Raw genomic sequence first — 22,502 nt, forward strand, 5'->3', positions numbered from 1 at the left:
GTGGACATCTCGCAGGTACGCAATCCGTACGACTATCGGCACCCAGTACGCGATGCCGCACTCTTCGCCGGACGGGGCGGAGAAGCGAAGGTCATCGAGGGCGAGCTGGACCAGGCGGCCGTCGGTGAGCCATCGGTCTGTGTCGTGCTGCACGGCCAGCGGGCCAGCGGGAAGACGAGCCTGCTCTACGCCGCCGAGCGGATGGCCGCCGAACGCGGACTGACCACGGTCCGAGTAGAACTGATCAAGGGTGAGGGCGAGCCGATCGCCTTCTTTCGCAAGGTTTACGACGAGTTGGTACCGGCGGTCCTGAAGGCAGTCGCCCAGAGCGGCAGGGACATCGCCTTCGACGCGGCGGCCGTGCGCCGCGTGATGGCCGGAGCCGCTGAGGCCTCGACCGTGGCCCCACTGCAGTTCCCGGAGGCGCTGGCCCTCACCGGAGCCGATTCCCGCGTGCCGGAAGCCGCCCTTCGTGAGGATCTGTCCTTCTTCGTGCGGCTCCTCGGACATCCCATCGCGCTGTTCGTCGACGAGGCTCAGTTGATCGCAGACGACGAGCGCGCACTGGCGATCCTCCGTTTCCTCACCACCCGTGTCGACGGGCTCGTGCTGGTGTTCGCCGGCACCTCTGAGCTGATCGAGCGGATCAAGGACGTGCAGGCGCCGATCCTCCGGCAGTTCAGGGAGATCGAGGTCAGGAGTTTCGTCGAGGACGTCGACATCGAAGACTGCGTGACGCGTCCGCTGGGCAGCGCCGGGATCTACGGCGGCTTGATCTCCGAGAACCTGGTGCCCTCCCTGAGACGGATCACTGACGGCAACCCCTACGCGATCCAGCTCTACTGCCACGAGATGTTCGCCCGCGTGAAGAACGGTCTCGCGGACTACATGGACCTCAGTCCCGAGGTGCTCGAAGGCATCAGGTCACGCATGGAGATGGGCGACCGCAATGTCCTCGACCGGCCACTGATCCGTGCCGTACGTGCGATGAACCGGAGTGAGCTCATCGCCTTCAACGTCCTGACCTCGGCACTTGACCACGCGACGCCGGATGAGACCTGGTTCGCCTACTGCATGGGCGGGCAGCCGGAGATCACACGCGAGCAGTACGACCGGTGCAGGGAATCGCTCGTAGCGGATGGCCTCCTCGCCGACGACGTGCCCGTGCGTCTGGCCGGCGACGCGGACCTCTTCGACGAGGTCTACTGCCGGCTGTGGTCTGCGCGCACCCTCGGGTCGATGCCCCACGCGCAAGCCATCAGCCGGACCAGTGTCCGGGCCATGCTGATCAACCGGCTCTTCTGTGTGCTGCACGAGTTCGCGGATGGGCCGCTGCGGATCTATCCGACGTGTTGCCACCACATGGACGCGAAGCATTTGGAATCCAGCTTCGACGCTATGGACAAGCTGCCCGAGGCCGGCCCGGCCGCCGCTCTGCATGTTGACTACCTCCACTACGCGGTCCTCAACGCGGGCGAACCCCGAGCGCTCGATATCACCACTGTCACCTGCGCATACCGCGATCACGAAGTCGAGCGGTGGTTGTTCGCGGCGGACACGGACGACGTGCGCCTGTCCGACTCCGCGGACTTCAGGGCGGCCGCCGGGCGCATCGAGGCCCTCGGCGGTCGGCTCACCGCCGAGCGGGTGCGCGTACCACTGCGGACCTGGCCGGCCGAGAACTGGTTTTCGAAGGCCACAGGACGACTGCGCAGCAAACTCGCGGCCAACCATCGAACGGCCGCGTTCGCCGCGTACGTGGCCGGCGACATGGCCCGCGCACGTGCCCGCTTCCAGTCGTCCTTCGAGCTGGACCCGGACTGGTCGGCAGCGAATTGTCTCATGTACCTGAACCTGGCCACGGGCCGTGAGGATGACGCGCTCGCCTGGTCGCGACGCGCGCTCGGGCTCACCGAGGATCCGTATGGTCGCGCGCTGTGCCACTACAACGCCGCCATGGCCCACTTCATCGGCGGCGACCGAGAGCAGGCCGCCGAGGAACTCTCGGTGGCCAGGGACGAGTTGGCTTCCATATCGCTGCAGAACGACCTGATCGACTTCTTGCTGCTTCCCGACCCCGACGGTGCGGTGATCCTGCATGAGGAGACTCAGGTCGACCTGGTCGACGCGGTGGCGCGGGCGAGCGCCGTACTTCGCATCCCTGCTCAGGCGTCGTCGAGCCGACAGGACGGCGCGGCCGACACGGGCGAGGACGGCCGGGGGAAGGCCGGGCCGGAGGAGGAGGTCGCACAGAAGCGTGCCGATCGTGACGGGGCGGAGCACTCGGAGGAAGGCCCGGTCGTCCTCTCCGTGGCCACCGAATGGGCGTCTTCGCAGGGCGGTCTGAGTACGTTCAACCGTGACCTGTGCCAGGCGCTGGCCGCGGCCGGCGCCCGGGTCTTCTGCGTCGTACTGGAGGCGAGCACCGCGGAGGCGGAAGCCGCCGGAGCGAACGGCGTTTCGCTGCTTCCGGCGCCTGACCGGCCCGGGGCTTCCGAGGACATGCGACTGACCAGTCGGCCTGAGCTACCCGACGGTGTGGCGCCCGACCTGGTCCTGGGGCACGGCCGGATCACCGGTCCCGCGGCACAGAAACTGGCCGAGGACTTCTTCCCCGAAGCCCGGCGCCTGCACTTCCTCCACATGTCTCCGGACGAGATCGAGTGGTACAAGCTCGACCGGTCTCACGACGCCGGGCTTCGGGCCGAGAACCGCACGGCAATCGAGCGGACCCTGGGCAGGACCGCTCATCGCGTGGTGGCGGTGGGCCCTCGGCTGCACCAGGAGTTCCTCAGCGACTTCAGGACCGCGCACGGGCTGCCACCACTGCGGCTGGATCCCGGGTTCGACAGCGCGGTGCCCGATGGCGACCGTGTGCCGCCTGAGGGAGGCCCTGCTCGGGTACTGCTGCTGGGCCGGGTCGAAGACGCCCAGCTCAAGGGTCTCGACCTCGCCGCCGTGGCCTGTGGCAAGGTCGAGGCGCGGTTGCGTGACGCCGGCATCCGGCGCGGTGTACGGCTACTGGTGCGCGGTGCGCCCGTGACCGACGTGAACGCGGCCCGCGACGAGCTGGTGAAGCAGGCCGCGAATCCGCGACTTGACGTCGTGGTACGGGTCTACACCTCAGAGCGAGATCGCATCGAGGACGACCTGAACACCGCGTGGCTGGTGATCATGCCGTCCCGCAGGGAGGGATTCGGGCTGACCGGCCTCGAAGCGATCATCCGCGGGATCCCAGTGCTGGTCAGCTCTACGAGCGGGTTGGGCGAGTTGCTGCGTGAGGAGCTGGGGGACGAACAGGCCAGTTCGTTCGTCGTCGAGGTGTCGGGTGACACCGAGACGGATGCGGAGACCTGGGCCCGTGACATCGAACGCAAGCTGCGCGACCGGATCGGTGCGTTCCAGCAGGCGGCCCAGCTCCGCGACGATCTCGCCCGGCGGGTGCGCTGGGAGCACGCCGCTGCCGCGGTCCTCGGCGAGATCTCGCCGCAGTAGGTCGCCTCACTGCGCGAACGCGGCGGCGGACACGTCCCGTTCCAGTGCCGCGCGATGGTGGTCGTAGGTGCCGATGCCGGAGACCTTGATGAGTATGCAGAACCGTTGGACGGAGGATATCTGTTCGGCCACCCGCGTGAACTCACGCCGTAGGAAGTGGATGGCGGCGAGATTCGCCGTGGAGCTCTGCCCGCAGACGAGGAACACCGGATTGCCCGACTCCTCAGGGACGAACTTCGCGACGAGCACGTACTCCTGGTTACCCCGGTCGAACAGGTACTTCTCGCCCCCGACTTCGATGGCGACCGAGTACGGGTTCGTGGCGTCGTACGGATGAACCGTGACACCGGGAAGATGAGCGGCCAGGTGCCCGCCTGTGCGTAGGTTGGAGCCTCCCGCCGGGCCGCCCACGCAGAACTCGGTGCGATCGCCGTTGCTGCCACGGAAGTCCCCTGACTCGATGAGGACATCACAGCCGAGCTCGCCCGCGAGCAGGGCCAGGCCCATCGCGGCCCGGATGTCCCGATAGGTCGCGGTCCCGGGGGAGTTGTACTTGTTTCCCAGCACCACCAGGCACGTCTGCCCAGGCCGAACACCGAAGAACCCCGCCCTCTTGTTCACCTCCCGGGTTCGCTTGGCCCGCTCCCACAGCCACACGAGCCCGCCACCGAGCAGGCTTGTCACCAGGCCGATGGCGATGTTCTCAAGCACCGATTGAATCGGGTCCTCCCCTCCCGCAGTGTCTACGCCCCACCATTGTCGTGGGTGGGCGGCGGCGAAGCGGACTGCTTTACCCGAAGTAAGCGGACCGGCCCCTCCGGAAGCGGACGCGGCTGTCAGTCGCCCGTGCCAGAACACCAGCGTGACCTTGAGGTCCTTCAGCGTTCTCGAAGCTCAGCGGTCTTCCGCGGATCGTCCGCCAGAATGCTGGCCGCAAGCTGCTGTACCTGCTCCTCCAGGGGCTGATCGCTGGTGATGAACAATTCGTACGCGTAGGAACATGCACGCTCTCCCGGTGCCTGGACGTGGTGGAACTCGACATCGACCCCCTCGGGACTGGTGAGTTCTTTGGGGACGTCGGGCTCTTCGCGTCGTGGCCAGACGCCCGTGAGAACGCAGCCCCACCGCTCGAACCAGCCGCTGTCCGCAAGGGTCTGTCCGAGTAGCCGGGCAACGGTGTCTACCGGCTCTTCCCAGCCGCGGTCCGCCGCAGCCCGCGCGAGTTCGGCTTCGTACTGGTCGGCGTCGAAGGTGATGTCCGCGGGCAGGGCGGTGATGTCGCTGGTGTTCTCCCAGGCGTCCCAGATCACCCGGTCGCCCTCGCGGCGCATGGTGACATACAGGGCGCCGCAGCAGCCGGCGGTGCAGGTCGGTTCGGTGATCATGATCCTGCGCGGTTCCCGCGTGACCGCCAGCGGCCAGTTTTCGGCCGGGCCTGTCCAGTGCCGGCAGCTGGGTGCCAGCCCTTCCGGGTGGACTTCTCCCAGGGCGTCCACGCCGTCGATCAGAGGCCGCACCTCGGCCCAGGGGTCCGCCGCCCAGTCGTCCGGGATCCTGTGCCGCAAAGTCAACGTGCTGATCGTCAGCTGATCGGTCATGCTCACATGATCGGCTGATGCCGCGCAGCCGCATACTCATTTCCTGGGCGTGATCAGCCTCGGCTGGTCGTGCCAGGGCAGCCATCGTTCGTGATCGAGAAGCTTACCGAGCTCACCACGTGAGACATCCTCTAAGGGCCGCGCGGCCGGCGCTGACAGGTCTCTCCCTGGTCATCGACTGAGCCCGACCGTCGGTTGGGTCCCGGACGGGATCTCCGGGCCGCCCCCGGACAGGACGGGGATGCAACCATTCCCTGCGGAGCTGGAACCCCCGGAAGCCGGCCGCGCGTTCGAGACTCTAACCGCGGGCACCGACAACCGGCCTGCCCGGGCCGGCGTCGTCTCAGCTCGCCGTCGTCAGACGCCCCCGGCGCTCCCGGTGGCCCCGCAGGGTTCGCCAGGCCGTGCCCAGGGCCAGTGACTGGACCAGGGCCGACAGCACGATGCCGCCGATGAGGAACCATGCCGGGGCGTCGCCGCCCCAGACCGACTCGCCGAGCCAGGCCACGAAGCCGAAGGCCGGGAAGGTGAACAGGGCAGGCCAGACCCAGATGAGGGACGCGTCCGGAGCGGTCGTGAAGAGGGGCTCCAGCGAGGCGACCGCCATCGCGCCGCCCACCAGGGCGAGGTACGCCGCCGAGGCGCGGTTGGCGAGGGTCAGGCGGGCGAGGGTGCGTATCGGGCTGGTCCGGCCGGTGTTCATCGGGTGGCGTCTCCCCTTGGTCGTCGTCCTGTGTCTCAGGGTCGGCCGGGGGCGGTGTCCCGGGCTTGAGTACCCGTACTCAGGTCGGACGACGCGGTACCCAGGGAAGGGCGGGGGAGGGCGGCCGTACGGTCAGCGAGACCCCGTGCCCGTACGGCGGCCGGGACCAACCGGCCGCCGTACTGCTGGCTACTGGTACTTCCACTGCTACCGCGCGCTGCCGGTGCCGCGTCAGCCGCACTGGCAGGGGTTGCCCGACTGGCAGCCGCAGCCGCAGCCCGATCCGCAGCCGCACGCGGCGATCAGGGGCAGGCTGCGGATCTCGGGGGGCTGCTCGGTGCGGTGTTCCCGGGTGGGGTCGGGGCTGGTGGGGGAATCGGCCATGGTTCCTCCTAGAGGCTGGTGCCTGGGCCCATTGCACGCCCTCGGTGGCCGTCGCAGCAACGGCGCATTGAGGTGACCGCGCGCGCCCCCGGCCCGCTCCCGTCCCCGGCCGCCCCTGGCCGCCCAGGTCCGCGTCAGGCCCCCTCGACCTGCGTCGCCGGCTGGATGTCCGCCTGGAGGTCGCCCACGTGCTCGCCGGTGACCAGGTAGACCACGCGCTTGGCGACCGAGACGGCGTGGTCGGCGTAGCGCTCGTAGTAGCGGCCGAGGAGGGTGACGTCGACGGCCGTCTCGATGCCGTGCTTCCAGCGGTCGTCCATCAGGTGCTGGAAGAGGGTGCGGTGGAGCAGGTCCATCGCGTCGTCGTCCTGCTCGAGCTGGAGGGCCAGGTCGACGTCCTTGGTGATGATCACCTCGGCGGCCTTCGCCATCAGGCGCTGGGCGAGCTGGCCCATCTCCAGGATGGTCGCGTGCAGGTCGTGCGGCACCGCGCGCTCCGGGTAGCGCAGCCGGGCCAGTTTGGCCACGTGCTGGGCCAGGTCTCCCGAGCGCTCCAGGTCGGCCGACATCCGCAGCGAGGTGACGACGATGCGCAGGTCCGTCGCCACCGGCTGCTGCCGGGCCAGCAGGGCTATGGCCCGGGCCTCCAGCGCGTGGTGCAGCTCGTCGACCTTCTGGTCGCCCTCGATCACGTTCTCGGCCAGCTTCAGGTCGGAGTCGAGGATCGCGGTCGTGGCGCGTCCGATCGCCGACCCGACCAGCCGGGCCATCTCCACCAGACCGTCGCCGATCGAATCCAGTTCCTCGTGGTACGCGTCCCGCATCAGGGTTCCCTCTCGTACGTCCGTTTAGGGGGCTCGCACCTGCTTGCACCGGCTCGCGCCCCTTGCCGTGCCCCCACGCTTACACGTTCCGGCCTGTACGCGTCCGTTTCCGGCACCACAAATGAACCATCCCTGGCTCCAAGGTGAACTCTGGGCGACGAGTGTTCGAGGTCGCAGTCCGATGGCTGGGGCGGGGCGGTTCGCCATGCCTAACCTGGACGCATGGACGTGAACGCGGCGGTCGCCGCAGCGGCAGCGATCGCCGGAGTACTCACCGGCGTCATCGCCATGCTGGCGTTCCGCTGGAGCGAGCGCGAGCAGAAGCGCCCCACGCGCACCTCGCTCCACATGGACCCCGTCCTTCCACCCGGCGTGGACACCGTCCTGTCGGTGCTCCGGTCCTCCGCGGTCGTCCTCGACGAGGCGGACGCGGTCGTCAAGGCCAGCTCGGCGGCGTACGCCCTCGGCCTGGTCCGGGGCGGCAAGCTCGCCGTGGAGCCGATGCTCCAGATGGCCCGGGACACCAGGAGGGACGGGGAGATACGGCAGGTCGAGCTGGATCTGCCCAGGCGCGGCAACGGGCGGGGTGAGGCGCTCGCCGTCTCCGCCCGGGTCGCGCCGCTCGGGTCACGGCTGGTGCTGCTGCTGGTCGAGGACCTCACCGAGGCCCGCCGCATCGAGGCCGTACGGCGCGACTTCGTCGCCAACGTGAGTCATGAGCTGAAGACGCCGGTGGGCGCGCTCTCGCTGCTGTCCGAGGCCGTGATGGACGCCTCGGACGATCCGGAGGCCGTGGAGCGGTTCGCCGGGCGGATGCAGATCGAGGCGACCCGGCTGACCAACCTGGTGCAGGAGCTCATCGACCTGTCCCGGGTCCAGAACGACGACCCCCTAGACGACGCCGAGCCCGTCCGGGTGGACGAGCTGGTCGCCGAGGCGATCGACCGCTGCCGGCACGCGGCCGGCACCAAGCAGATCACCATGGCCGCCGGAGGAACGGCGGATCTGCACGTACGCGGCAACCGCGGCCAGCTCGCCGCCGCCCTCGGCAACCTCGTCGAGAACGCGGTCAACTACTCGCCCGCCCGCACCCGCGTCGGCATAGCCGCCCGCCGCGTGAGCGCCCCCGGCGGCGACCTGATCGAGATCGCCGTGACCGACCAGGGCATCGGCATCTCCGAGAAGGACAAGGAGCGCGTGTTCGAGCGCTTCTACCGCGTCGACCCGGCCCGTTCCCGGGCCACCGGAGGCACCGGTCTGGGTCTCGCGATCGTCAAGCACGTGGTCGCCTCGCACGGCGGGGAGGTCACGGTGTGGAGTGCCGAAGGCCAGGGCTCCACCTTTACGCTGCGACTGCCGGAGTCGGGCCAGTCCCGCGGCCGCGCACAGCAGCGGTCCGACCGCGCCGGACTCAGCGCCGAGACCGAGCGGTCCCCCTCATCCCCCCATACTTCCCCGTACGAAACGCTTCCCGCCCCGGAGGTCCTTCCGTGACCCGTGTGCTCGTCGTCGAGGACGAGGAGTCCTTCTCCGACGTCCTGTCGTACATGCTCCGCAAGGAGGGTTTCGAGGTCGCCGTGGCGACCACCGGCCCCGACGGACTCGACGAGTTCGAGCGCAACGGCGCCGACCTCGTTCTCCTCGACCTGATGCTGCCCGGCCTGCCGGGCACCGAGGTCTGCCGCCAGTTGCGCGGCCGCTCCAACGTTCCCGTGATCATGGTCACCGCCAAGGACAGCGAGATCGACAAGGTCGTCGGACTGGAGATAGGGGCCGACGACTACGTCACCAAGCCCTTCTCCTCCCGCGAGCTGGTCGCCCGCATCCGTGCCGTACTGCGCCGCCGCGGCGAGCCGGAGGAGGTCGCCCCGGCAGCGCTGGAGGCCGGCCCCGTCCGGATGGACGTCGACCGGCACGTCGTGACCGTGGGCGGCACCAAGGTCGACCTGCCGCTGAAGGAGTTCGACCTGCTGGAGATGCTGCTGCGCAACGCCGGCCGCGTGCTGACCCGCATGCAGCTCATCGACCGGGTCTGGGGCGCCGACTACGTCGGTGACACCAAGACCCTCGACGTCCACGTCAAGCGGCTGCGCGCCAAGATCGAGCCCGACCCGGGCGCGCCGCGGTACCTGGTGACGGTTCGAGGGCTCGGGTACAAGTTCGAGCCGTAGAGCGACCGGGCGCGCCAGGCACAGCGGCCGCGCCCCGACCGCAGGCGGTACGGCGGTACGGCGAAGGGCGGGACCTCACGGAGAGGTCCCGCCCTTCGTCATGACCGTCGTACCGTCATACGGCTCGTCGTGCCGTCATACGGCGCTCAGTGGCCGGTGCCGGTGCCGGTGCCGGTCTCCTGCGAGGTGCCGTCCGTCGCCGTACCGGTGGCGCTCCCGTCCTCGGTCCCGTTCTCGGCCTCGGTTCCGGCCTGCGAGGACTCGTCGGCACCGGGGGCCGACGCGCCGTCGGCCGGGGTGCCGGAGGTCTGGCCGTCGGACGGCTCGCCGGAGGCCTCCTCGGACGGCTTGGCCGACGCGCCGGGGGCCGCCGGAACGTCGCTCGGGCCCCACTTGGAGAAGTAGCTCTCGGCGGGGACGACGAAGGCGCGCAGGCTCACCTCACCGGTCTTGCTGAAGGTGAAGGTGATCTTCTGCGCGTTGCCGTCCTGGATGGCCTCGCGGCTGCTGGGCAGGACGGCGGAGGCGTTGCCCTCGCCGCCGAGGACCAGGGAACCGCCGGCCGGGACGGTCAGGCCGCCGTTGCCGCCCTCCTCGCCCTCGGCGGGCTTCAGCTCGGCGGACTTGCCGGTGCCGGCCACGGTGATGGACTCCAGGGTCTGGTCCGTCCTGCCGTTGTTGAACACGGTGGCGGAGACCACGGCCGGGCCGGTCGACTCCAGATCGGGCTGCGTGATGACGATCGCGTTCTGGATCTGCAGGTCACCGACGGTCGTCGCGGCGTTGTCCGGCTTGATGTCCAGAGTCTGGGCGTTGTGACCGGCACCGCACGCGGCGAGCGAGGCGATCGAGAACGCGATGGCGGCGGCGGCGAGGGCACCGCGTCGAAGGCTGCTGCTCACGGCGGCGGCAACTCCTTGGACTCGAGCGAGGTGGCGGCAACGGATAAAGCCGCCCTAAGTGTCTGTCAGCGGCTTCAGGCTACCGAGCCGTTCACGGGCCGCCGCACCCGACCCTCCCCAAGACGCCAGGCTTCGCCCGGCAGGCGGCAGGACCGGCGCGCGGACGGGGGGTGCGGGGCGCGCGTTCCCGGCCCGCTCGCGGGACCGCCCCGGGGCGTCGCATTGTGGCTTGTACTCGTCCGTCATTCCCATAAGAAGCCGGTTGTCATACCGGCCGTCGGCCGGTGCGCGAAATGTGGGTGAAGGAATGCGCGGACGGCCAGGAAATGGATCATCGGTGGGTCGGTCGGGGCACCGGGTGATCAATTCCGGAATCGTCCGGAAGCCTGCCCCGGTCACCGAACGGAGTAGCGGAAGTCGCACTCCTGGAAGCGGACATACAGGGCTATTCGGGCAGGTCGACGGGCTTCCGGATGTGTGCGACGTGCCTGTTTGGACCTGCCTGGAGAACTGCTCCGACCTGCGAATACTTTCTTCCGCTCGCCCGGCGCAGCACGTTCCTGTTGCTGTTGTCAAGCCCCGAGATATGCCCTGACCTGCGAAAACGCCATTCAGAAGACGCCGTATCCGTGTTACCCTGGATAGCCACGGAAGGGGTACCTGTCACATGACGTTCAAGGTTGGCGACACCGTGGTCTATCCCCATCACGGGGCCGCGCTGATCGAGGCTATCGAAACTCGCCAGATCAAAGGCGTGGACAAGACCTACTTGGTGCTGAAGGTCGCCCAGGGCGACCTGACGGTGCGTGTGCCAGCGGACAATGCGGAGTTCGTCGGCGTGCGTGATGTGGTCGGTCAGGACGGACTGGACCGGGTCTTCGAGGTGCTGCGCGCGCCGTACGCCGAGGAGCCCACGAACTGGTCGCGTCGTTACAAGGCAAACCTGGAGAAGCTCGCCTCCGGCGACGTCATCAAGGTCGCGGAAGTCGTACGCGATCTGTGGCGGCGTGAGCGCGAGCGCGGACTCTCCGCCGGTGAGAAGCGCATGCTCGCCAAGGCTCGCCAGATCCTGGTGAGCGAGCTCGCTCTCGCGGAGAACACCAACGAGGACAAGGCGGAGGCCCTGCTCGACGAGGTGCTCGCCTCCTGAGGCGAGGCGCAGACCCGCTGCCCGCTCGGTTCAGCGCACTGAAATGCCGCGGTGCCCGATGACATCCTTGCTGTCGCCGGGCGCTGCGGCATGTTCGTACCCGGGCCGGGTCGTCACGGACCGGGTCCTCGTACGATCATCCGGGAGACTCTCCCCCGGTCCTGGCGTGCCGGGCCCGGGCTGCTGGCTCGACCAGGGTCACGGAAGGGTCCGGTCAAGGCGTCGCGCCCGGCACGGTGAGGCCATACCCAACTAGGTCGAGCACACAAACCTGACAGGAACCGATGTCTGACGAATCGCGTCCCTCGCCCGCCGAGATGCCCCCCGGCACCCGTGTGAACACCCGGACCGCCGCCGTGATTCCGGCCGCCGGCCGGGGCGTACGGCTCGGACCGGGCGCCCCGAAGGCCCTCCGTGCGCTGGGCGGCACACCCATGCTCATCCACGCGGTCCGGGCGATGGCCGCCTCCCGGGGGGTCTCGCTCGTCGTGGTCGTCGCGCCGCCCGACGGGGCCGCCGAGGTCAAGAGCCTGCTCGACGCGCACGCGCTGCCGGAGCGGACGGACTTCCTCGTCGTGCCGGGCGGCGAGTCGCGGCAGGAGTCCGTACGGCTCGGTCTGGAGGCCCTGCCGCCCGAGTACGACATCGTCCTCGTGCACGACGCGGCCCGGCCGCTGGTGCCGGTCGACACGGTGGACGCCGTGATCGAGGCCGTACGGGACGGCGCCTCCGCCGTGGTGCCGGCGCTGCCGCTCGCCGACACGGTCAAGCAGGTCGAGCCCGCCGGCGTGCCGGGTGAGCCGGAGCCGGTGGTGGCCACGCCGGAGCGGGCGCGGCTGCGCGCGGTGCAGACGCCGCAGGGTTTCGACCGGGGAACGCTGGTGCGCGCCCACGAGACGGTGACCGGCGACGTCACCGACGACGCGAGCATGGTCGAGCAGCTCGGGCTGACGGTGGTGGCCGTGCCGGGGCACGCGGAGGCGTTCAAGGTGACGCGGCCGCTCGACCTGGTGCTGGCGGAGGCCGTGCTGGCGCGCAGGAGGCTGAACGATGGCTTCTGAGCCGGAGGGGCTGCCGGCGCTGCCGCAGGTCGGGATCGGTACGGACGTCCACGCCTTCGAGGACGGGCGGGAGCTGTGGTGTGCCGGGCTGAAGTGGGAGGGCGAGGGTGCCGGGCTGGCCGGGCACTCCGACGCGGATGTCGTCGCGCACGCCGCGTGCAACGCGTTGTTCTCCGCGGCGGGGGTCGGGGACCTCGGGCAGCACTTCGGCACCGGGCGCCCGGAGTGGTCCGGGGCGTCCGGGGTGACGCTGCTGACGGAGGCGGCGCGGATCGTGCGGGCGGCGGGGTTCCGGATCGGGAACGTCGCGGTGCAGGTGGTCGGGCCGAGGCCGAAGATCGGCAAGCGGCGGGACGAGGCGCAGAAGGTGCTGTCACAGGCGGTGGGGGCGCCGGTGTCGGTGTCCGGGGCGACGACGGACGGGCTGGGGTTCCCCGGGCGGGGGGAAGGGCTGATGGCGGTGGCCACGGCGTTGGTGGTGCGGGTGGGGTGAGCGGGGTGCGCTGAGAACGACGGGGCGGGTGTGTCCTGGACCGGGGGTGTGGTGGCGCCGGCGCGACGCCGGTCGTGCCGCGCGGGTCTCCGCCCAGCACCCCCGCCACGGGCTTCGCTCCGTGCCCGCGCTACGGGCTCCGCCAGCACCCCCGCTACGGGCTTCGCTCCGTGCCCGCGCTACGGGCTCCGCCAGCACCCCCGCTACGGGCTTCGCTCCGTGCCCGCGCTACGGGCTTCGCTCCGTGCCCGCGCTACGGGCTTCGCTCCGTGCCTGCGCTACGGGCTCCGCCCGCACCCCCGCTACGGGCTTCGCTCCGTGCCCGCGCTGCGGGCTTCGCCCCGCACCCCCGCCACGGCCTCCGCCTTGGACCCCGGCGTATGCCCACCCACCGGCCGGCTCGGTCGGACAAGAGGCCGGCCCCACCCCACAGCCTCGGCCGGGCGACAGGCCGGCCTCGTCTCGTGGTCCGGGCGAGTGGCGGGCGGCGACAAGCGGGCCGTGGGCCCGTGGCACTCTCCGTCGCCTACTACCCTGGAGTCGTGACTATTCGCCTGTACGACACCAGCGCCCGGCAGATCCGTGACTTCGCCCCCCTCACGCCGGGCTGCGTCTCGATCTACCTGTGCGGTGCCACCGTGCAGGCCGCCCCGCACATCGGGCACATCCGGTCGGGGCTGAACTTCGACATCATGCGCCGCTGGTTCGCGTACCGCGGCTACGACGTCACGTTCATCCGCAACGTCACCGACATCGACGACAAGATCATCAAAAAGGCGGCGGACCAGAACCGCCCCTGGTGGTCCATCGGGTACGAGAACGAGCGGGCGTTCAACGACGCCTACGACGCCCTCGGCTGCCTGCCGCCCACCTACGAGCCCCGCGCCACCGGCCACATCACCGAGATGGTCGAGATGATGCGCGGCCTCATCGAGCGCGGGCACGCCTACGAGGCGGACGGCAACGTCTACTTCGACGTGCGGTCCCTGCCCGGGTACCTGTCGCTGTCCAACCAGGACCTCGACGAGCTGCGCCAGCCCGCGGGCGAGGGCGAGAGCGGCAAGCGGGACCCGCGGGACTTCGCCATGTGGAAGGCGGCCAAGCCCGGCGAGCCGAGCTGGGAGACGCCGTGGGGACGGGGGCGGCCCGGCTGGCACCTGGAGTGCTCGGCCATGGCGCACAAGTACCTGGGCGAGGAGTTCGACGTCCACGGGGGCGGGATCGACCTGATCTTCCCCCACCACGAGAACGAGATCGCCCAGGCCAAGGGGTTCGGCGACGCCTTCGCGCGGTACTGGGTGCACAACGCCTGGGTCACCATGAGCGGCGAGAAGATGTCGAAGTCGCTCGGCAACAGCGTGCTCGTGAGCGAGATGGTCAAGCAGTGGCGGCCGGTCGTGCTCCGGTACTACCTGGGCACCCCGCACTACCGCTCGACCATCGAGTACAGCGAGGAGTCCCTGCGCGAGGCCGAGTCGGCCTTCGGGCGGATCGAGGGCTTCGTGCAGCGCGTCACCGAGCTGGCCGGGCAGAGCGTCGAGCCCGCCGCCGAGGTGCCGCCCGCCTTCGCCGAGGCGATGGACGACGACCTGGGCGTGCCGCAGGCGCTGGCCATCGTGCACACCACCGTCCGGCAGGGCAACAGCGCGCTGGCCGCCGGCGACAAGGACGCGGCCGTCGGGCGGCTCGCCGAGGTGCGGGCCATGCTCGGGGTGCTCGGCCTCGACCCGCTGGCCCCGCACTGGGCCGGGGAGCAGGAGCAGGGCGAGGACCTCAGGCACGTCGTCGACAGCCTCGTACGCCTCGTCCTCGACCAGCGCGAGGCCGCGCGGGCCCGTAAGGACTGGTCCACCGCGGACGCCATCCGCGACCAGCTCGGACAGTCCGGTCTGGTCATCGAGGACGGCCCGCAGGGGCCCCGCTGGAGCCTCGGCTCCCGCTGATCCGCCCGGCAGCGGAGTCCGGTCCCGTAGATCGATTGTGCCGCCCGGCCCTCCGGGCGGCACACTGCATGAGACGCAAGCATCACGCACATTCCCGTAGAGAGCGGAGACAGGTAACTCATGGCCGCGAACAACCGCCGCATGTCCGGCAAGAAGGGCGCGCAGGTCGGCAGCGGCGGCAAGCGACGCCGGGGCCTGGAAGGCAAGGGGCCGACGCCTCCCGCCGAGATGCGCAAGGGGCACGCCAAGCAGCGTGTCGCCAACGCGAAGGCACGCCGATCCACGGGACGCACCCAGCAGCGGCGCGGCGGCGGACGGTCGACGTCCGAGCTCGTCGTGGGCCGCAACCCCGTCTACGAGGCGCTGCGCGAGGGCGTGCCCGCCTCGACGCTCTACGTCCAGCAGTTCATCGACAACGACGAGCGGGTGCGCGAGGCGCTCCAGCTCGCGGCCGAGCGCGGCGGCATCAACCTGATGGAGGCGCCGCGTCCCGAGCTGGACCGGATGACCAACGGGCTGAACCACCAGGGGCTCGTCCTCCAGGTGCCGCCCTACGAGTACGCGCACCCCGAGGACCTGGTCGCCGCCGCCCACGACGAGGGCGCGGACCCGCTGATCGTCGCCCTCGACGGCGTGACCGACCCGCGCAACCTCGGTGCCGTCGTGCGCTCCGTCTCCGCGTTCGGCGGCCACGGCGTCGTCGTGCCCGAGCGGCGCGCGGCCGGCATGACGGCGGGCGCGTGGAAGACGTCCGCCGGTACGGCCGCCCGCACGCCGGTGGCCCGCGCCACCAACCTCACGCGGGCGCTGGAGTCGTACCAGAAGGCCGGGATCGCGGTCGTGGGCCTCGCCGCCGACGGCGAGGTCGAACTCGGCGACCTGGAGGCCCTCGACGGCCCGGTGGTCGTCGTGGTCGGCAGCGAGGGCAAGGGCCTGTCGCGGCTGGTCGGCGAGACGTGCGACTTCCGGGTACGGATTCCGATGCCCGGCGGTGCGGAGTCCCTGAACGCCGGCGTGGCCGCGGGAATCGTGCTGTACGAGGCGGCGCGCCGGAGGAGCTGACGCGGGCGCGGGGCGCGGTTCCCGCCGGCCGGAGGCCGGCGCGGCCGCGCGAAGCCGCGCGGCGTGCGAGTGCGGCAGAGAGACGGGGCCGCCGGTGCGGCGGCGGGGGTCGTGCTGTACGAGGTGGCGCGTCGGCGGGTGTGAGGGCGAAGGGGAGCGAGTGTTCGGCACGGTCCCCCACACGGGGTGTTCCGGGCGGTCCGGACAAGCTTGACGCGGTCCGGACAGATCCGGGCGGTCAAGGCAGTGTCCTAACGACACGTCACTCGGTTAGATGAGTGTGGACACCAGAACACCCCGCACACCCACGGAGGACCGCTCGTCGGGCATCGACGACGCTCCCGCGCTGAGCATGGTGAAGGTGCCGAGCGATCCGGCCCAGGTCATCGTCAATCACGCGAGCTTCCGCGTGCAGTTCGGTGCCTCCGCGCGGCGGACCCAGTCCCCGCGGATCGCGCGGCACTTGAGCGCCCCCCAGGACACCGCCCGCATGCCCGTCGCAGGCGCCCAGGGCCCCGCCGTCCCGGCCGCCGCCCGCCGCCGCGCCCTCGTGTGGAGCGGGCGGTCCGACCCGGACGACACCGGCGCGCACCGGCTGCTCCAGGCGGTGCGGGCCGGAGCCGGCCGCCACGCCGAGGACCCGGCCGCGGACGCCCTCGCCGACGCCGGAGCCACCCAGGTCATCCCCCGCGTCGGCTTCGACGGGGGTGCCCCGGGCTACGACGGCTACGACGACGGGCCCGCCACCCAGACCCTCGAGACCCCGCTCGTCGGCGCGCAGCGCGGCCCCGTCCCCGACGGCGCCCGGCTGCTGCCCGCCATGCGCACCGTCGGCAGCGCCTACGACGAACCGGCCCACGCCGGTGAGGACTTCGGCGCCGGCCCCTACGGCTACGACGACGACACGGAGCCGGCCGAGCCGCGCACCAGGCGCCACGCCGACGACCCGGCGCGGCACGCCTACTTCCCCGGCCGCCGCATGAACCTCGGCGTCGTGCTGCTCCCGCTGCGCGTCTTCCTCGGTTCCATCTCCGTCTACGCCGGCATGGGCAAGCTCTGCGACCCCGTCTACTTCGACGGCGGCGAACGCGGTTCCATGGTCAAGTGGCTCAACACCCTGCACCCGTGGGACATCGCCGAGCCGCTGCGTCAGTTCGCCCTCGCCCACCCCGTCGGCTCCGGGCTCGTCATCGCCTTCCTCCAGGTGATCGTGGGCGTGCTGACCGTCCTGGGCTGCTGGCAGCGGGTCGGTGCCGTCATCGGGGCGGGTCTGTCCGCCGCGCTCCTCGTCACCGTGAGCTGGAAGAGCGTCCCCGTCTACGACGCGCCCGACATCATCTACCTCGCCGCCTGGTCCCCGCTGATCATCGCCGGCGCCCCCGTCTACTCCGTGGACGGCAGGCTCGCCGGCAGTGCCTGGCGGCGGCTCGGCCCCCGCGCCGACATCTGGGACCTGCGCCGCTACGTCCTGCGCCGCGGCGCCCTCGTCACCTTCCTCGTCGCCGGCATCACCCTGCTCGTCGGCTCGCTGCTCGGCGGCGCCGTCCGGGACGCCGACCGCGTGGTCGTCCCCGGGCCCGGCGAGGCTCCGCGCAACGAACTGCCCGGCTCCCCGCTCCCGCAGGAGCCCGGCAGCTCGAAGCCGAACACCCCCTCGGCCTCCCCGTCGCCCACCCAGGGCGCCACCAGCGGCGCGGCCAGCCCCTCCGAGGACGCCGCGACCACCCCGGGCGCGACCCGCGACAGCGGCACCGCCACCGGCGGCGCCCCCAGCCAGACCCAGGGCACCACGGGCCAGGCCCCGCCGCAGCGGTCCTCCCCGGCCGGCCAGGCACCGAGCACCACGGCGGGACCCACCTCCGGCGGCACCGCGACCGGCGGCAACGGCTCGACCGGCGGCACCGGGAGCGGCGACGACGGCGGCGGCTCCTCCTCGACCGGAGAGCCGGGCGGCCGCCTCGTGGGCGGGCTGCTCGGCTAGCCGCCACCCGGCGGCCACGCGGCCGTAGGTACGCCGAAGGGGCCCCGCATGGGTGGGGCCCCTTCGGCATATTGGCGTGCCAGGGGGCTCAGCGGCCGCCCAGGGCCGCCAGTTCCCGTGCCGCCTCCGTCAGGTCCTTCGCGGTGTCGATCGCACGCCAGTAGGAGCCCTGCGGGATCGGGAAACCGGCCAGCCGGCGCTCACGGGCCAGCCTCGGGAACGTCGTCCGCTCGTGGTCGCCGCGCTCCGGGAGCATCGCGGCGAAGGCGGGCGAGAAGACGTACACACCGGCGTTGATCTCGAAGGTCGACGGCGGTGCCTCGATGAAGTCGGTGATGTGGCCGAAGCCGTCCGTCTGCACGGCGCCCCACGGCAGCCGCGGGCGGGCCAGGGCGAGGGTCGCGACGGCGTCCCGCTCGGCGTGGAAGTCGGCCATGTCGCGCAGCGAGAAGCGGGTCCAGATGTCGCCGTTGGTGGCGTACCAGGGCCGGTCCGGGTGCGGGAGGTGGGCGGCGGCGTACTTGAGGCCGCCGCCGCGGCCGAGGGGCTCCGTCTCGACGACGGTGGTGACGGAGAGCGGCAGGTCGGCGGTCTCCAGCCACTTCTGCAGCACCTCGGCCAGATGACCGCAGGAGACCACGACGTCCGTCACGCCCTCCTCGGCGAGCCAGGCGAGCTGATGGCCGATGATCGGAGTTCCCGTGCCCGGGATCTCGACCATCGGCTTGGGCCGGTCGTCGGTGTAGGGACGCAGCCGGGAACCCTGTCCGCCGGCCAGGACGACGGCTTGAACGGGGCGGCGGGACGCGGCGTTCGGATCGGTCATGCCCGAACTGTACGCGGCGGCCCACCGGCCTGAGCAGGATCCTCAGCCGTGCGCGGCCAGCACGCCCGAGGCGAAGGCGGTGTCGCAGACGGGGCGCGCGTACGACTGGGCGCGGGTCGGGCCGTACACCTTGACCGCGGCGCGGCCGAGTGCGCGGGCGATGGACGCGCAGTGCCCGGCCAGCGACGGGCGCTCGTTCACGGCCTGTTGGAGGTGGGTCAGGGCCACCCCCGGGTCCTCCTCCTGCAACTCGGTCAGCAGTTGGTCGCGCAGCACCTCGTGCGGCGCGCGGGCGGCGGCCTTGGAGGATGCCGTGGAGGAGGATGCCTCCGACGCGGCGAGCACCGAGTCCGCCGGATCGCCCGACCAGTTGACCCGGGTGACGGCGAGTGTCCCGGAGAGCACCAGGACGACGGGCAGGACGAAGGCGAGAGAGCGGCCGATCCGGCGGGCGGGGCCCCGGCCGCGTCGCGTCTGTCGGGTGGTGGAGTGCTTCACGGAGTGCTTCACGCGAGTGAGGGTAGCGCCCGGTAATGATGTGGCGACATTGAGTCACCCGTTCGGGGGATGAAGAAGGGGTGGGAAATGGGTAGAGCATTGACGCGCACTGCTCGAAACGTCCGTTGTGTCGGGGTATTCGTCGACAACGAAAAGAGCCCCGCAGCAGGCCGCGGGGCTCTTTTCGTCAACGCGGGTGAATTCACCCGGGCGCGTGGTTTCCCGGCGCCCGGTTTCCCGGCGCCCGGGTGCTCAGTCGGTGAGGCGCTCGCCGGTGGAGGACGAGAAGACGTGGGCCTCGCCCGGGCGCGGCACGACGTGCACGGTCGAGCCCTTCTCCGGCACCGCGCGGCTGCTGACGCGGACCACGAGGTCCTTGTTCTCGCCGCCGACCTCGACCGTGCCGTAGATGTAGCCGTCGGCGCCGGTCTCCTCCACGACGTTGACGGAGACCGCCATGCCCGCCGGGGCGTCCTCGGCGTCCTTCGACAGGGTCTTGGCGGCGCCGCCGTTCAGCTCCACCACGTCGAAGTGCTCCGGGCGGACGCCGACGGTGACCGTGCGGTCGCCCTTGTCGGAGGCGGCCGCCAGGGCCTCGCGGCTGACCGGCACGACGCTGTTGCCGAACTTCACGCCGCCGTCGGTGATCGGGACCTCAACCAGGTTCATGGCCGGGGAACCGATGAAGCCGGCGACGAAGAGGTTCGCGGGCTTGTCGTACATGTTGCGCGGGCTGTCGACCTGCTGGAGCAGACCGTCCTTCAGGACCGCCACGCGGTCGCCCATCGTCATGGCCTCGACCTGGTCGTGGGTGACGTAGACGGTGGTGATGCCCAGGCGGCGCTGGAGCGAGGCGATCTGCGTACGGGTGGAGACGCGGAGCTTGGCGTCCAGGTTGGACAGCGGCTCGTCCATGAGGAACACCTGCGGCTCACGCACGATCGCGCGGCCCATCGCCACACGCTGGCGCTGACCACCGGAGAGGGCCTTCGGCTTGCGGTCCAGGTACTCGGTGAGGTCGAGGATCTTCGCGGCCTCCTCGACCTTCTGCCGGATCTCCGCCTTGTTGACGCCGGCGATCTTGAGCGCGAAGCCCATGTTGTCGGCGACCGTCATGTGCGGGTAGAGCGCGTAGTTCTGGAACACCATGGCGATGTCCCGGTCCTTCGGCGGCAGGTGCGTGACGTCGCGGTCACCGATGCGGATGGCACCGCCGTTCACGTCCTCCAGGCCGGCGAGCATGCGCAGCGAGGTGGACTTGCCACAGCCGGACGGGCCGACCAGGACGAGGAACTCGCCGTCCTCGATGTCGATGTCGAGGCCGTCGACGGCGGGCTTCGTGGAACCCGGGTAGACGCGGGTCGCCTTGTCGAACGTAACAGTGGCCATGGTGAATGGGCCCCCTTCTACCGGCAGGAACGTGCCGGACGATCCGTTGTAGGAAGGTGGTGTGGTGTAGTCCACACAGGTGAAGCTGGGCAGGACGGTACCCGGCGTTCACCTGGTCTGTCAGTACCTGGGGGACTGTGAACTTCGCCGAAATTTTCGAATCCCATCGTTCACCGGCTCTGTGTACAGTGGAGCAGCCTCCGCGCGTGACGCCGCGCGAGTGCCTCCTTAGCTCAGTTGGTCAGAGCGCCGCTCTTGTAAAGCGAAGGTCGTCGGTTCGAATCCGACAGGGGGCTCGGAAGCGAGATGAAGCCCTGCCGTCCACCGGACGGCAGGGCTTCACGCGGTTGCGCGGGTGCTACTTGCCTTCCGGCATCGGCTCCGCCTCGCACACCGTGCCGCTCGTCGGGAGCTTTCCGTCGATCAGGTACGAGGTGACGGCGCGCCGCACGCAGGGGTTCCCGCTGTCGAAGGCGCCGTGGCCCTCACCGTCGTAGGTGAGCTCGAAGCCCACGCCCTCGCCGAGCCGCTCCGCCATACGGGCGGCGCCCGCGTAGGGGGTGGCGGGGTCGCCGGTGTTGCCGACCAGCAGGATCGGGGGTGCGTCCGGCGCACTCACCTCGGGGTGCTCGGCCTCTCCCGGCACCGGCCAGCCGGTGCAGGCGAGCGTGCCCCACGCCAGGCTCGGCCCGAACAGGGGGGACGCCGCCACGAACTCGGGCAGCCGCTCCGCCACGTCCGCCAGGGTGTAGCGGTCGCTCGAGTCGTCGCAGGTGATGGCCCGGAACGCGTCGTTCTCATTGCTTTCGTCGGTGTCGTCGTCCGTACCGCCGTCGTCGGTGTCGCCGCCGGCGCCGCGCTGTGCCAGTTCCTGCGCCAGATCCAGCATGACGTCGCCGTCGCCGCGCGCCGCCGCTTCCAGGCCGACGAGGAGCGCGGGCCAGTAGTCCCGCTTGTAGAGCGCGCCGGTGATGGCGTCGGTGAACTCGTCGCCGTCCAGTTCGCCGCCGCCCGAGGTGGTCAGCGGAGCGTCGTCCAGGTCGGCCCCGAGCTCCACGGCGGTGTCCACGATCGCCTGGACGTCGTCCCCCAGCGTGCAGCGTTGCCGGGTGCACCAGGCGGCGAAGTGCTCGAAGGCGAGCTGGAACCCTTCGGCCTGCCCGAGGGCCTTCTCCATCATGTCGTGGGTGGGGTCGACGACGCCGTCCAGTACGGCCCGGCCGACCCTCTCGGGGAACAGGTGGGCGTACACGCCGCCGAGTTGGGTGCCGTACGAGATCCCGAAGTAGTGGAGCTTCTCGTCGCCGAGGAGGTGCCGCATCAGGTCCATGTCCCGGGCGGCCTCGGTGGTGCCGACGAACGGCAGGACGTCGCCGGAGTTGCGCTCGCACGCCGCGGCGATCTCCCGGAGGAAGTCGGTCAGCGCCTCGGTCTCGGCCCGCCCGTCGTCGGGCGTGGTGTCCCCCTCGGCCTCCTCGGCGGCGTCGGGGTCCATGCACCGCACGCCTTGGCTGTCGCCGACGCCGCGCGGGTCGAAGCTCACCAGGTCGTACCGGGAGCGGAGCTTGTCGTAGTCGGGGGCGAGACCGGGCAGGGCGGTGACTCCGGAGCCTCCGGGGCCGCCGAAGTTGAAGAGCAGGGAGCCGATCCGGTCGTCCGCGTCGCCGCTGGAGCGGGCCCGGATCAGCTCGATGCCGATCGACTTCCCGGCGGGCTCCTTCCAGTCCAGCGGCGCCCGCATGGTGGCGCACTGCCACCGGGTGCCGTCGGGGAGGGGCGCGGGGGCCTCGCCGCCGCCCTGGACGGGGGAGGGGGCGGGGCAGTCCCGCCAGTCCAGGGACTGCTCCCGGAGCCGGTCTTCGTCCTGTGCGTCGGTTGCCGTGCCGCCGCCGTCACCGCCCCGGCCGCCGTCCTGAGCCGCCGGCGCGCAGGCCGTCAGGGAACAGGAGAGCAGGGTGGCGGTGGACAGCAGGACAGCGGTGGATATCGCTCGTGCTGAGGGCATGGCCTCAGCCTCCGGCG

The 22,502-nt window shown here is 71.0% G+C and carries 19 protein-coding genes and 1 tRNA gene; 10 read left to right on the forward strand and 10 right to left on the reverse strand.

The features are described from left to right. Positions 1 to 3,495 carry a glycosyltransferase gene (locus B1H29_RS20255; RefSeq protein WP_055417577.1) on the forward strand — a complete coding sequence of 1,165 codons (3,495 nt, stop codon included), beginning with the start codon at positions 1 to 3 and terminating at the stop codon, positions 3,493 to 3,495. 6 nt (positions 3,496 to 3,501) lie between these two features. Here the strand turns inward: B1H29_RS20255 and B1H29_RS20260 are convergent, their stop codons facing one another. The 5 genes from B1H29_RS20260 to phoU form a co-directional block, all read right to left on the reverse strand. After that, a complete protein-coding gene (locus B1H29_RS20260) occupies positions 3,502 to 4,206 on the reverse strand; it encodes a hypothetical protein (protein WP_055417576.1) in 705 nt (234 codons plus the stop codon). A gap of 167 nt (positions 4,207 to 4,373) precedes the next feature. Continuing rightward, positions 4,374 to 5,093, reverse strand: a complete 720-nt coding sequence (locus tag B1H29_RS20265; RefSeq protein ID WP_055417818.1) for a hypothetical protein — start codon at positions 5,091 to 5,093, stop codon at positions 4,374 to 4,376. Positions 5,094 to 5,436: 343 nt separating this feature from the next. Further along, positions 5,437 to 5,796, reverse strand: coding sequence for an SCO4225 family membrane protein (locus B1H29_RS20270; protein ID WP_055417575.1), 360 nt, complete (start codon positions 5,794 to 5,796; stop codon positions 5,437 to 5,439). A gap of 231 nt (positions 5,797 to 6,027) precedes the next feature. Then, positions 6,028 to 6,180 (reverse strand): hypothetical protein, encoded by a 153-nt coding sequence (locus tag B1H29_RS37490; protein WP_167392549.1) that lies wholly within the window; start codon positions 6,178 to 6,180, stop codon positions 6,028 to 6,030. Positions 6,181 to 6,314: 134 nt separating this feature from the next. Further along, positions 6,315 to 7,004 carry a phosphate signaling complex protein PhoU gene (gene phoU / locus B1H29_RS20275; RefSeq protein WP_055417574.1) on the reverse strand — a complete coding sequence of 230 codons (690 nt, stop codon included), beginning with the start codon at positions 7,002 to 7,004 and terminating at the stop codon, positions 6,315 to 6,317. Between the two features lie 222 nt (positions 7,005 to 7,226). On the opposite strand from phoU, the gene B1H29_RS20280 reads away from it, so the two are divergent. Continuing rightward, on the forward strand, positions 7,227 to 8,498 hold the full coding sequence (locus B1H29_RS20280) for a sensor histidine kinase (protein ID WP_055417573.1): 1,272 nt from the start codon (positions 7,227 to 7,229) through the stop codon (positions 8,496 to 8,498). Beyond that, complete coding sequence (locus B1H29_RS20285) at positions 8,495 to 9,175, forward strand: response regulator transcription factor (RefSeq protein ID WP_043381903.1); 681 nt, start codon at positions 8,495 to 8,497, stop codon at positions 9,173 to 9,175. The genes B1H29_RS20280 and B1H29_RS20285 overlap by 4 nt, the downstream gene beginning before the upstream one ends. Positions 9,176 to 9,321: 146 nt before the next feature. Here B1H29_RS20285 and B1H29_RS20290 read toward each other — a convergent pair whose 3' ends face one another. Beyond that, the gene (locus B1H29_RS20290; protein WP_055417572.1) at positions 9,322 to 10,077 is read right to left on the reverse strand and encodes a copper chaperone PCu(A)C; all 756 of its coding nucleotides are present in this window, start codon (positions 10,075 to 10,077) and stop codon (positions 9,322 to 9,324) included. 667 nt (positions 10,078 to 10,744) lie between these two features. Here B1H29_RS20290 and B1H29_RS20300 point away from each other — a divergent pair. The 6 genes from B1H29_RS20300 (at position 10,745) to B1H29_RS20330 (ending at position 17,767) form a co-directional block, all read left to right on the forward strand. After that, positions 10,745 to 11,227, forward strand: a complete 483-nt coding sequence (locus tag B1H29_RS20300; RefSeq protein ID WP_003953493.1) for a CarD family transcriptional regulator — start codon at positions 10,745 to 10,747, stop codon at positions 11,225 to 11,227. 284 nt (positions 11,228 to 11,511) lie between these two features. After that, a complete protein-coding gene (gene ispD, locus B1H29_RS20310; RefSeq protein WP_055417571.1) occupies positions 11,512 to 12,288 on the forward strand; it encodes a 2-C-methyl-D-erythritol 4-phosphate cytidylyltransferase in 777 nt (258 codons plus the stop codon). Then, entirely contained in the window at positions 12,278 to 12,781 is a 504-nt protein-coding gene (gene ispF / locus B1H29_RS20315) for a 2-C-methyl-D-erythritol 2,4-cyclodiphosphate synthase (protein ID WP_055417570.1), read from the forward strand. The genes ispD and ispF overlap by 11 nt, the downstream gene beginning before the upstream one ends. A 542-nt stretch (positions 12,782 to 13,323) precedes the next feature. Next, positions 13,324 to 14,724 carry a cysteine--tRNA ligase gene (gene cysS / locus B1H29_RS20320; RefSeq protein WP_055417569.1) on the forward strand — a complete coding sequence of 467 codons (1,401 nt, stop codon included), beginning with the start codon at positions 13,324 to 13,326 and terminating at the stop codon, positions 14,722 to 14,724. Between the two features lie 120 nt (positions 14,725 to 14,844). Continuing rightward, positions 14,845 to 15,786, forward strand: coding sequence for a 23S rRNA (guanosine(2251)-2'-O)-methyltransferase RlmB (rlmB, locus tag B1H29_RS20325; protein ID WP_055417568.1), 942 nt, complete (start codon positions 14,845 to 14,847; stop codon positions 15,784 to 15,786). A gap of 274 nt (positions 15,787 to 16,060) precedes the next feature. After that, complete coding sequence (locus B1H29_RS20330; protein ID WP_055417567.1) at positions 16,061 to 17,767, forward strand: DoxX family protein; 1,707 nt, start codon at positions 16,061 to 16,063, stop codon at positions 17,765 to 17,767. Between the two features lie 88 nt (positions 17,768 to 17,855). Here B1H29_RS20330 and B1H29_RS20335 read toward each other — a convergent pair whose 3' ends face one another. The 3 genes from B1H29_RS20335 to msiK form a co-directional block, all read right to left on the reverse strand. Next, positions 17,856 to 18,593 (reverse strand): nucleotidyltransferase family protein, encoded by a 738-nt coding sequence (locus B1H29_RS20335; protein WP_055417566.1) that lies wholly within the window; start codon positions 18,591 to 18,593, stop codon positions 17,856 to 17,858. A gap of 42 nt (positions 18,594 to 18,635) precedes the next feature. Then, positions 18,636 to 19,091, reverse strand: coding sequence for a hypothetical protein (locus B1H29_RS20340; protein WP_055417817.1), 456 nt, complete (start codon positions 19,089 to 19,091; stop codon positions 18,636 to 18,638). Positions 19,092 to 19,343: 252 nt separating this feature from the next. Next, positions 19,344 to 20,480: a diacetylchitobiose ABC transporter ATP-binding protein MsiK gene (gene msiK, locus B1H29_RS20345; protein ID WP_055417565.1), complete on the reverse strand. Its 1,137-nt coding sequence runs from the start codon at positions 20,478 to 20,480 to the stop codon at positions 19,344 to 19,346. A gap of 222 nt (positions 20,481 to 20,702) precedes the next feature. Between msiK and B1H29_RS20350 the strand changes: the two genes are divergently transcribed. Further along, positions 20,703 to 20,776 (forward strand) — tRNA-Thr (locus B1H29_RS20350). A 62-nt stretch (positions 20,777 to 20,838) separates the two neighbouring features. Here B1H29_RS20350 and B1H29_RS20355 read toward each other — a convergent pair. Further along, the gene (locus B1H29_RS20355; protein WP_055417564.1) at positions 20,839 to 22,485 is read right to left on the reverse strand and encodes an alpha/beta hydrolase; all 1,647 of its coding nucleotides are present in this window, start codon (positions 22,483 to 22,485) and stop codon (positions 20,839 to 20,841) included. Between the last annotated feature and the right edge of the window lie 17 nt (positions 22,486 to 22,502).

The sequence above is a fragment of the Streptomyces pactum genome (assembly GCF_002005225.1).
GTDB classification, from domain to species: Bacteria; Actinomycetota; Actinomycetes; order Streptomycetales; family Streptomycetaceae; genus Streptomyces; species Streptomyces pactum_A.

Excerpts from the sequence above, each read along its gene's own strand:
- B1H29_RS20265 (WP_055417818.1), bottom strand. The coding sequence starts at position 5,093 with ATGACCGATCAGCTGACGATCAGCACGTTGACTTTGCGGCACAGGATC.
- B1H29_RS20270 (WP_055417575.1), bottom strand. The coding sequence starts at position 5,796 with ATGAACACCGGCCGGACCAGCCCGATACGCACCCTCGCCCGCCTGACC.
- B1H29_RS37490 (WP_167392549.1), bottom strand. The coding sequence starts at position 6,180 with ATGGCCGATTCCCCCACCAGCCCCGACCCCACCCGGGAACACCGCACC.
- phoU (WP_055417574.1), bottom strand. The coding sequence starts at position 7,004 with ATGCGGGACGCGTACCACGAGGAACTGGATTCGATCGGCGACGGTCTG.
- B1H29_RS20280 (WP_055417573.1), top strand. The coding sequence starts at position 7,227 with ATGGACGTGAACGCGGCGGTCGCCGCAGCGGCAGCGATCGCCGGAGTA.
- B1H29_RS20300 (WP_003953493.1), top strand. The coding sequence starts at position 10,745 with ATGACGTTCAAGGTTGGCGACACCGTGGTCTATCCCCATCACGGGGCC.
- ispD (WP_055417571.1), top strand. The coding sequence starts at position 11,512 with ATGTCTGACGAATCGCGTCCCTCGCCCGCCGAGATGCCCCCCGGCACC.
- ispF (WP_055417570.1), top strand. The coding sequence starts at position 12,278 with ATGGCTTCTGAGCCGGAGGGGCTGCCGGCGCTGCCGCAGGTCGGGATC.
- rlmB (WP_055417568.1), top strand. The coding sequence starts at position 14,845 with ATGGCCGCGAACAACCGCCGCATGTCCGGCAAGAAGGGCGCGCAGGTC.
- B1H29_RS20330 (WP_055417567.1), top strand. The coding sequence starts at position 16,061 with ATGAGTGTGGACACCAGAACACCCCGCACACCCACGGAGGACCGCTCG.
- B1H29_RS20335 (WP_055417566.1), bottom strand. The coding sequence starts at position 18,593 with ATGACCGATCCGAACGCCGCGTCCCGCCGCCCCGTTCAAGCCGTCGTC.
- msiK (WP_055417565.1), bottom strand. The coding sequence starts at position 20,480 with ATGGCCACTGTTACGTTCGACAAGGCGACCCGCGTCTACCCGGGTTCC.
- B1H29_RS20355 (WP_055417564.1), bottom strand. The coding sequence starts at position 22,485 with ATGCCCTCAGCACGAGCGATATCCACCGCTGTCCTGCTGTCCACCGCC.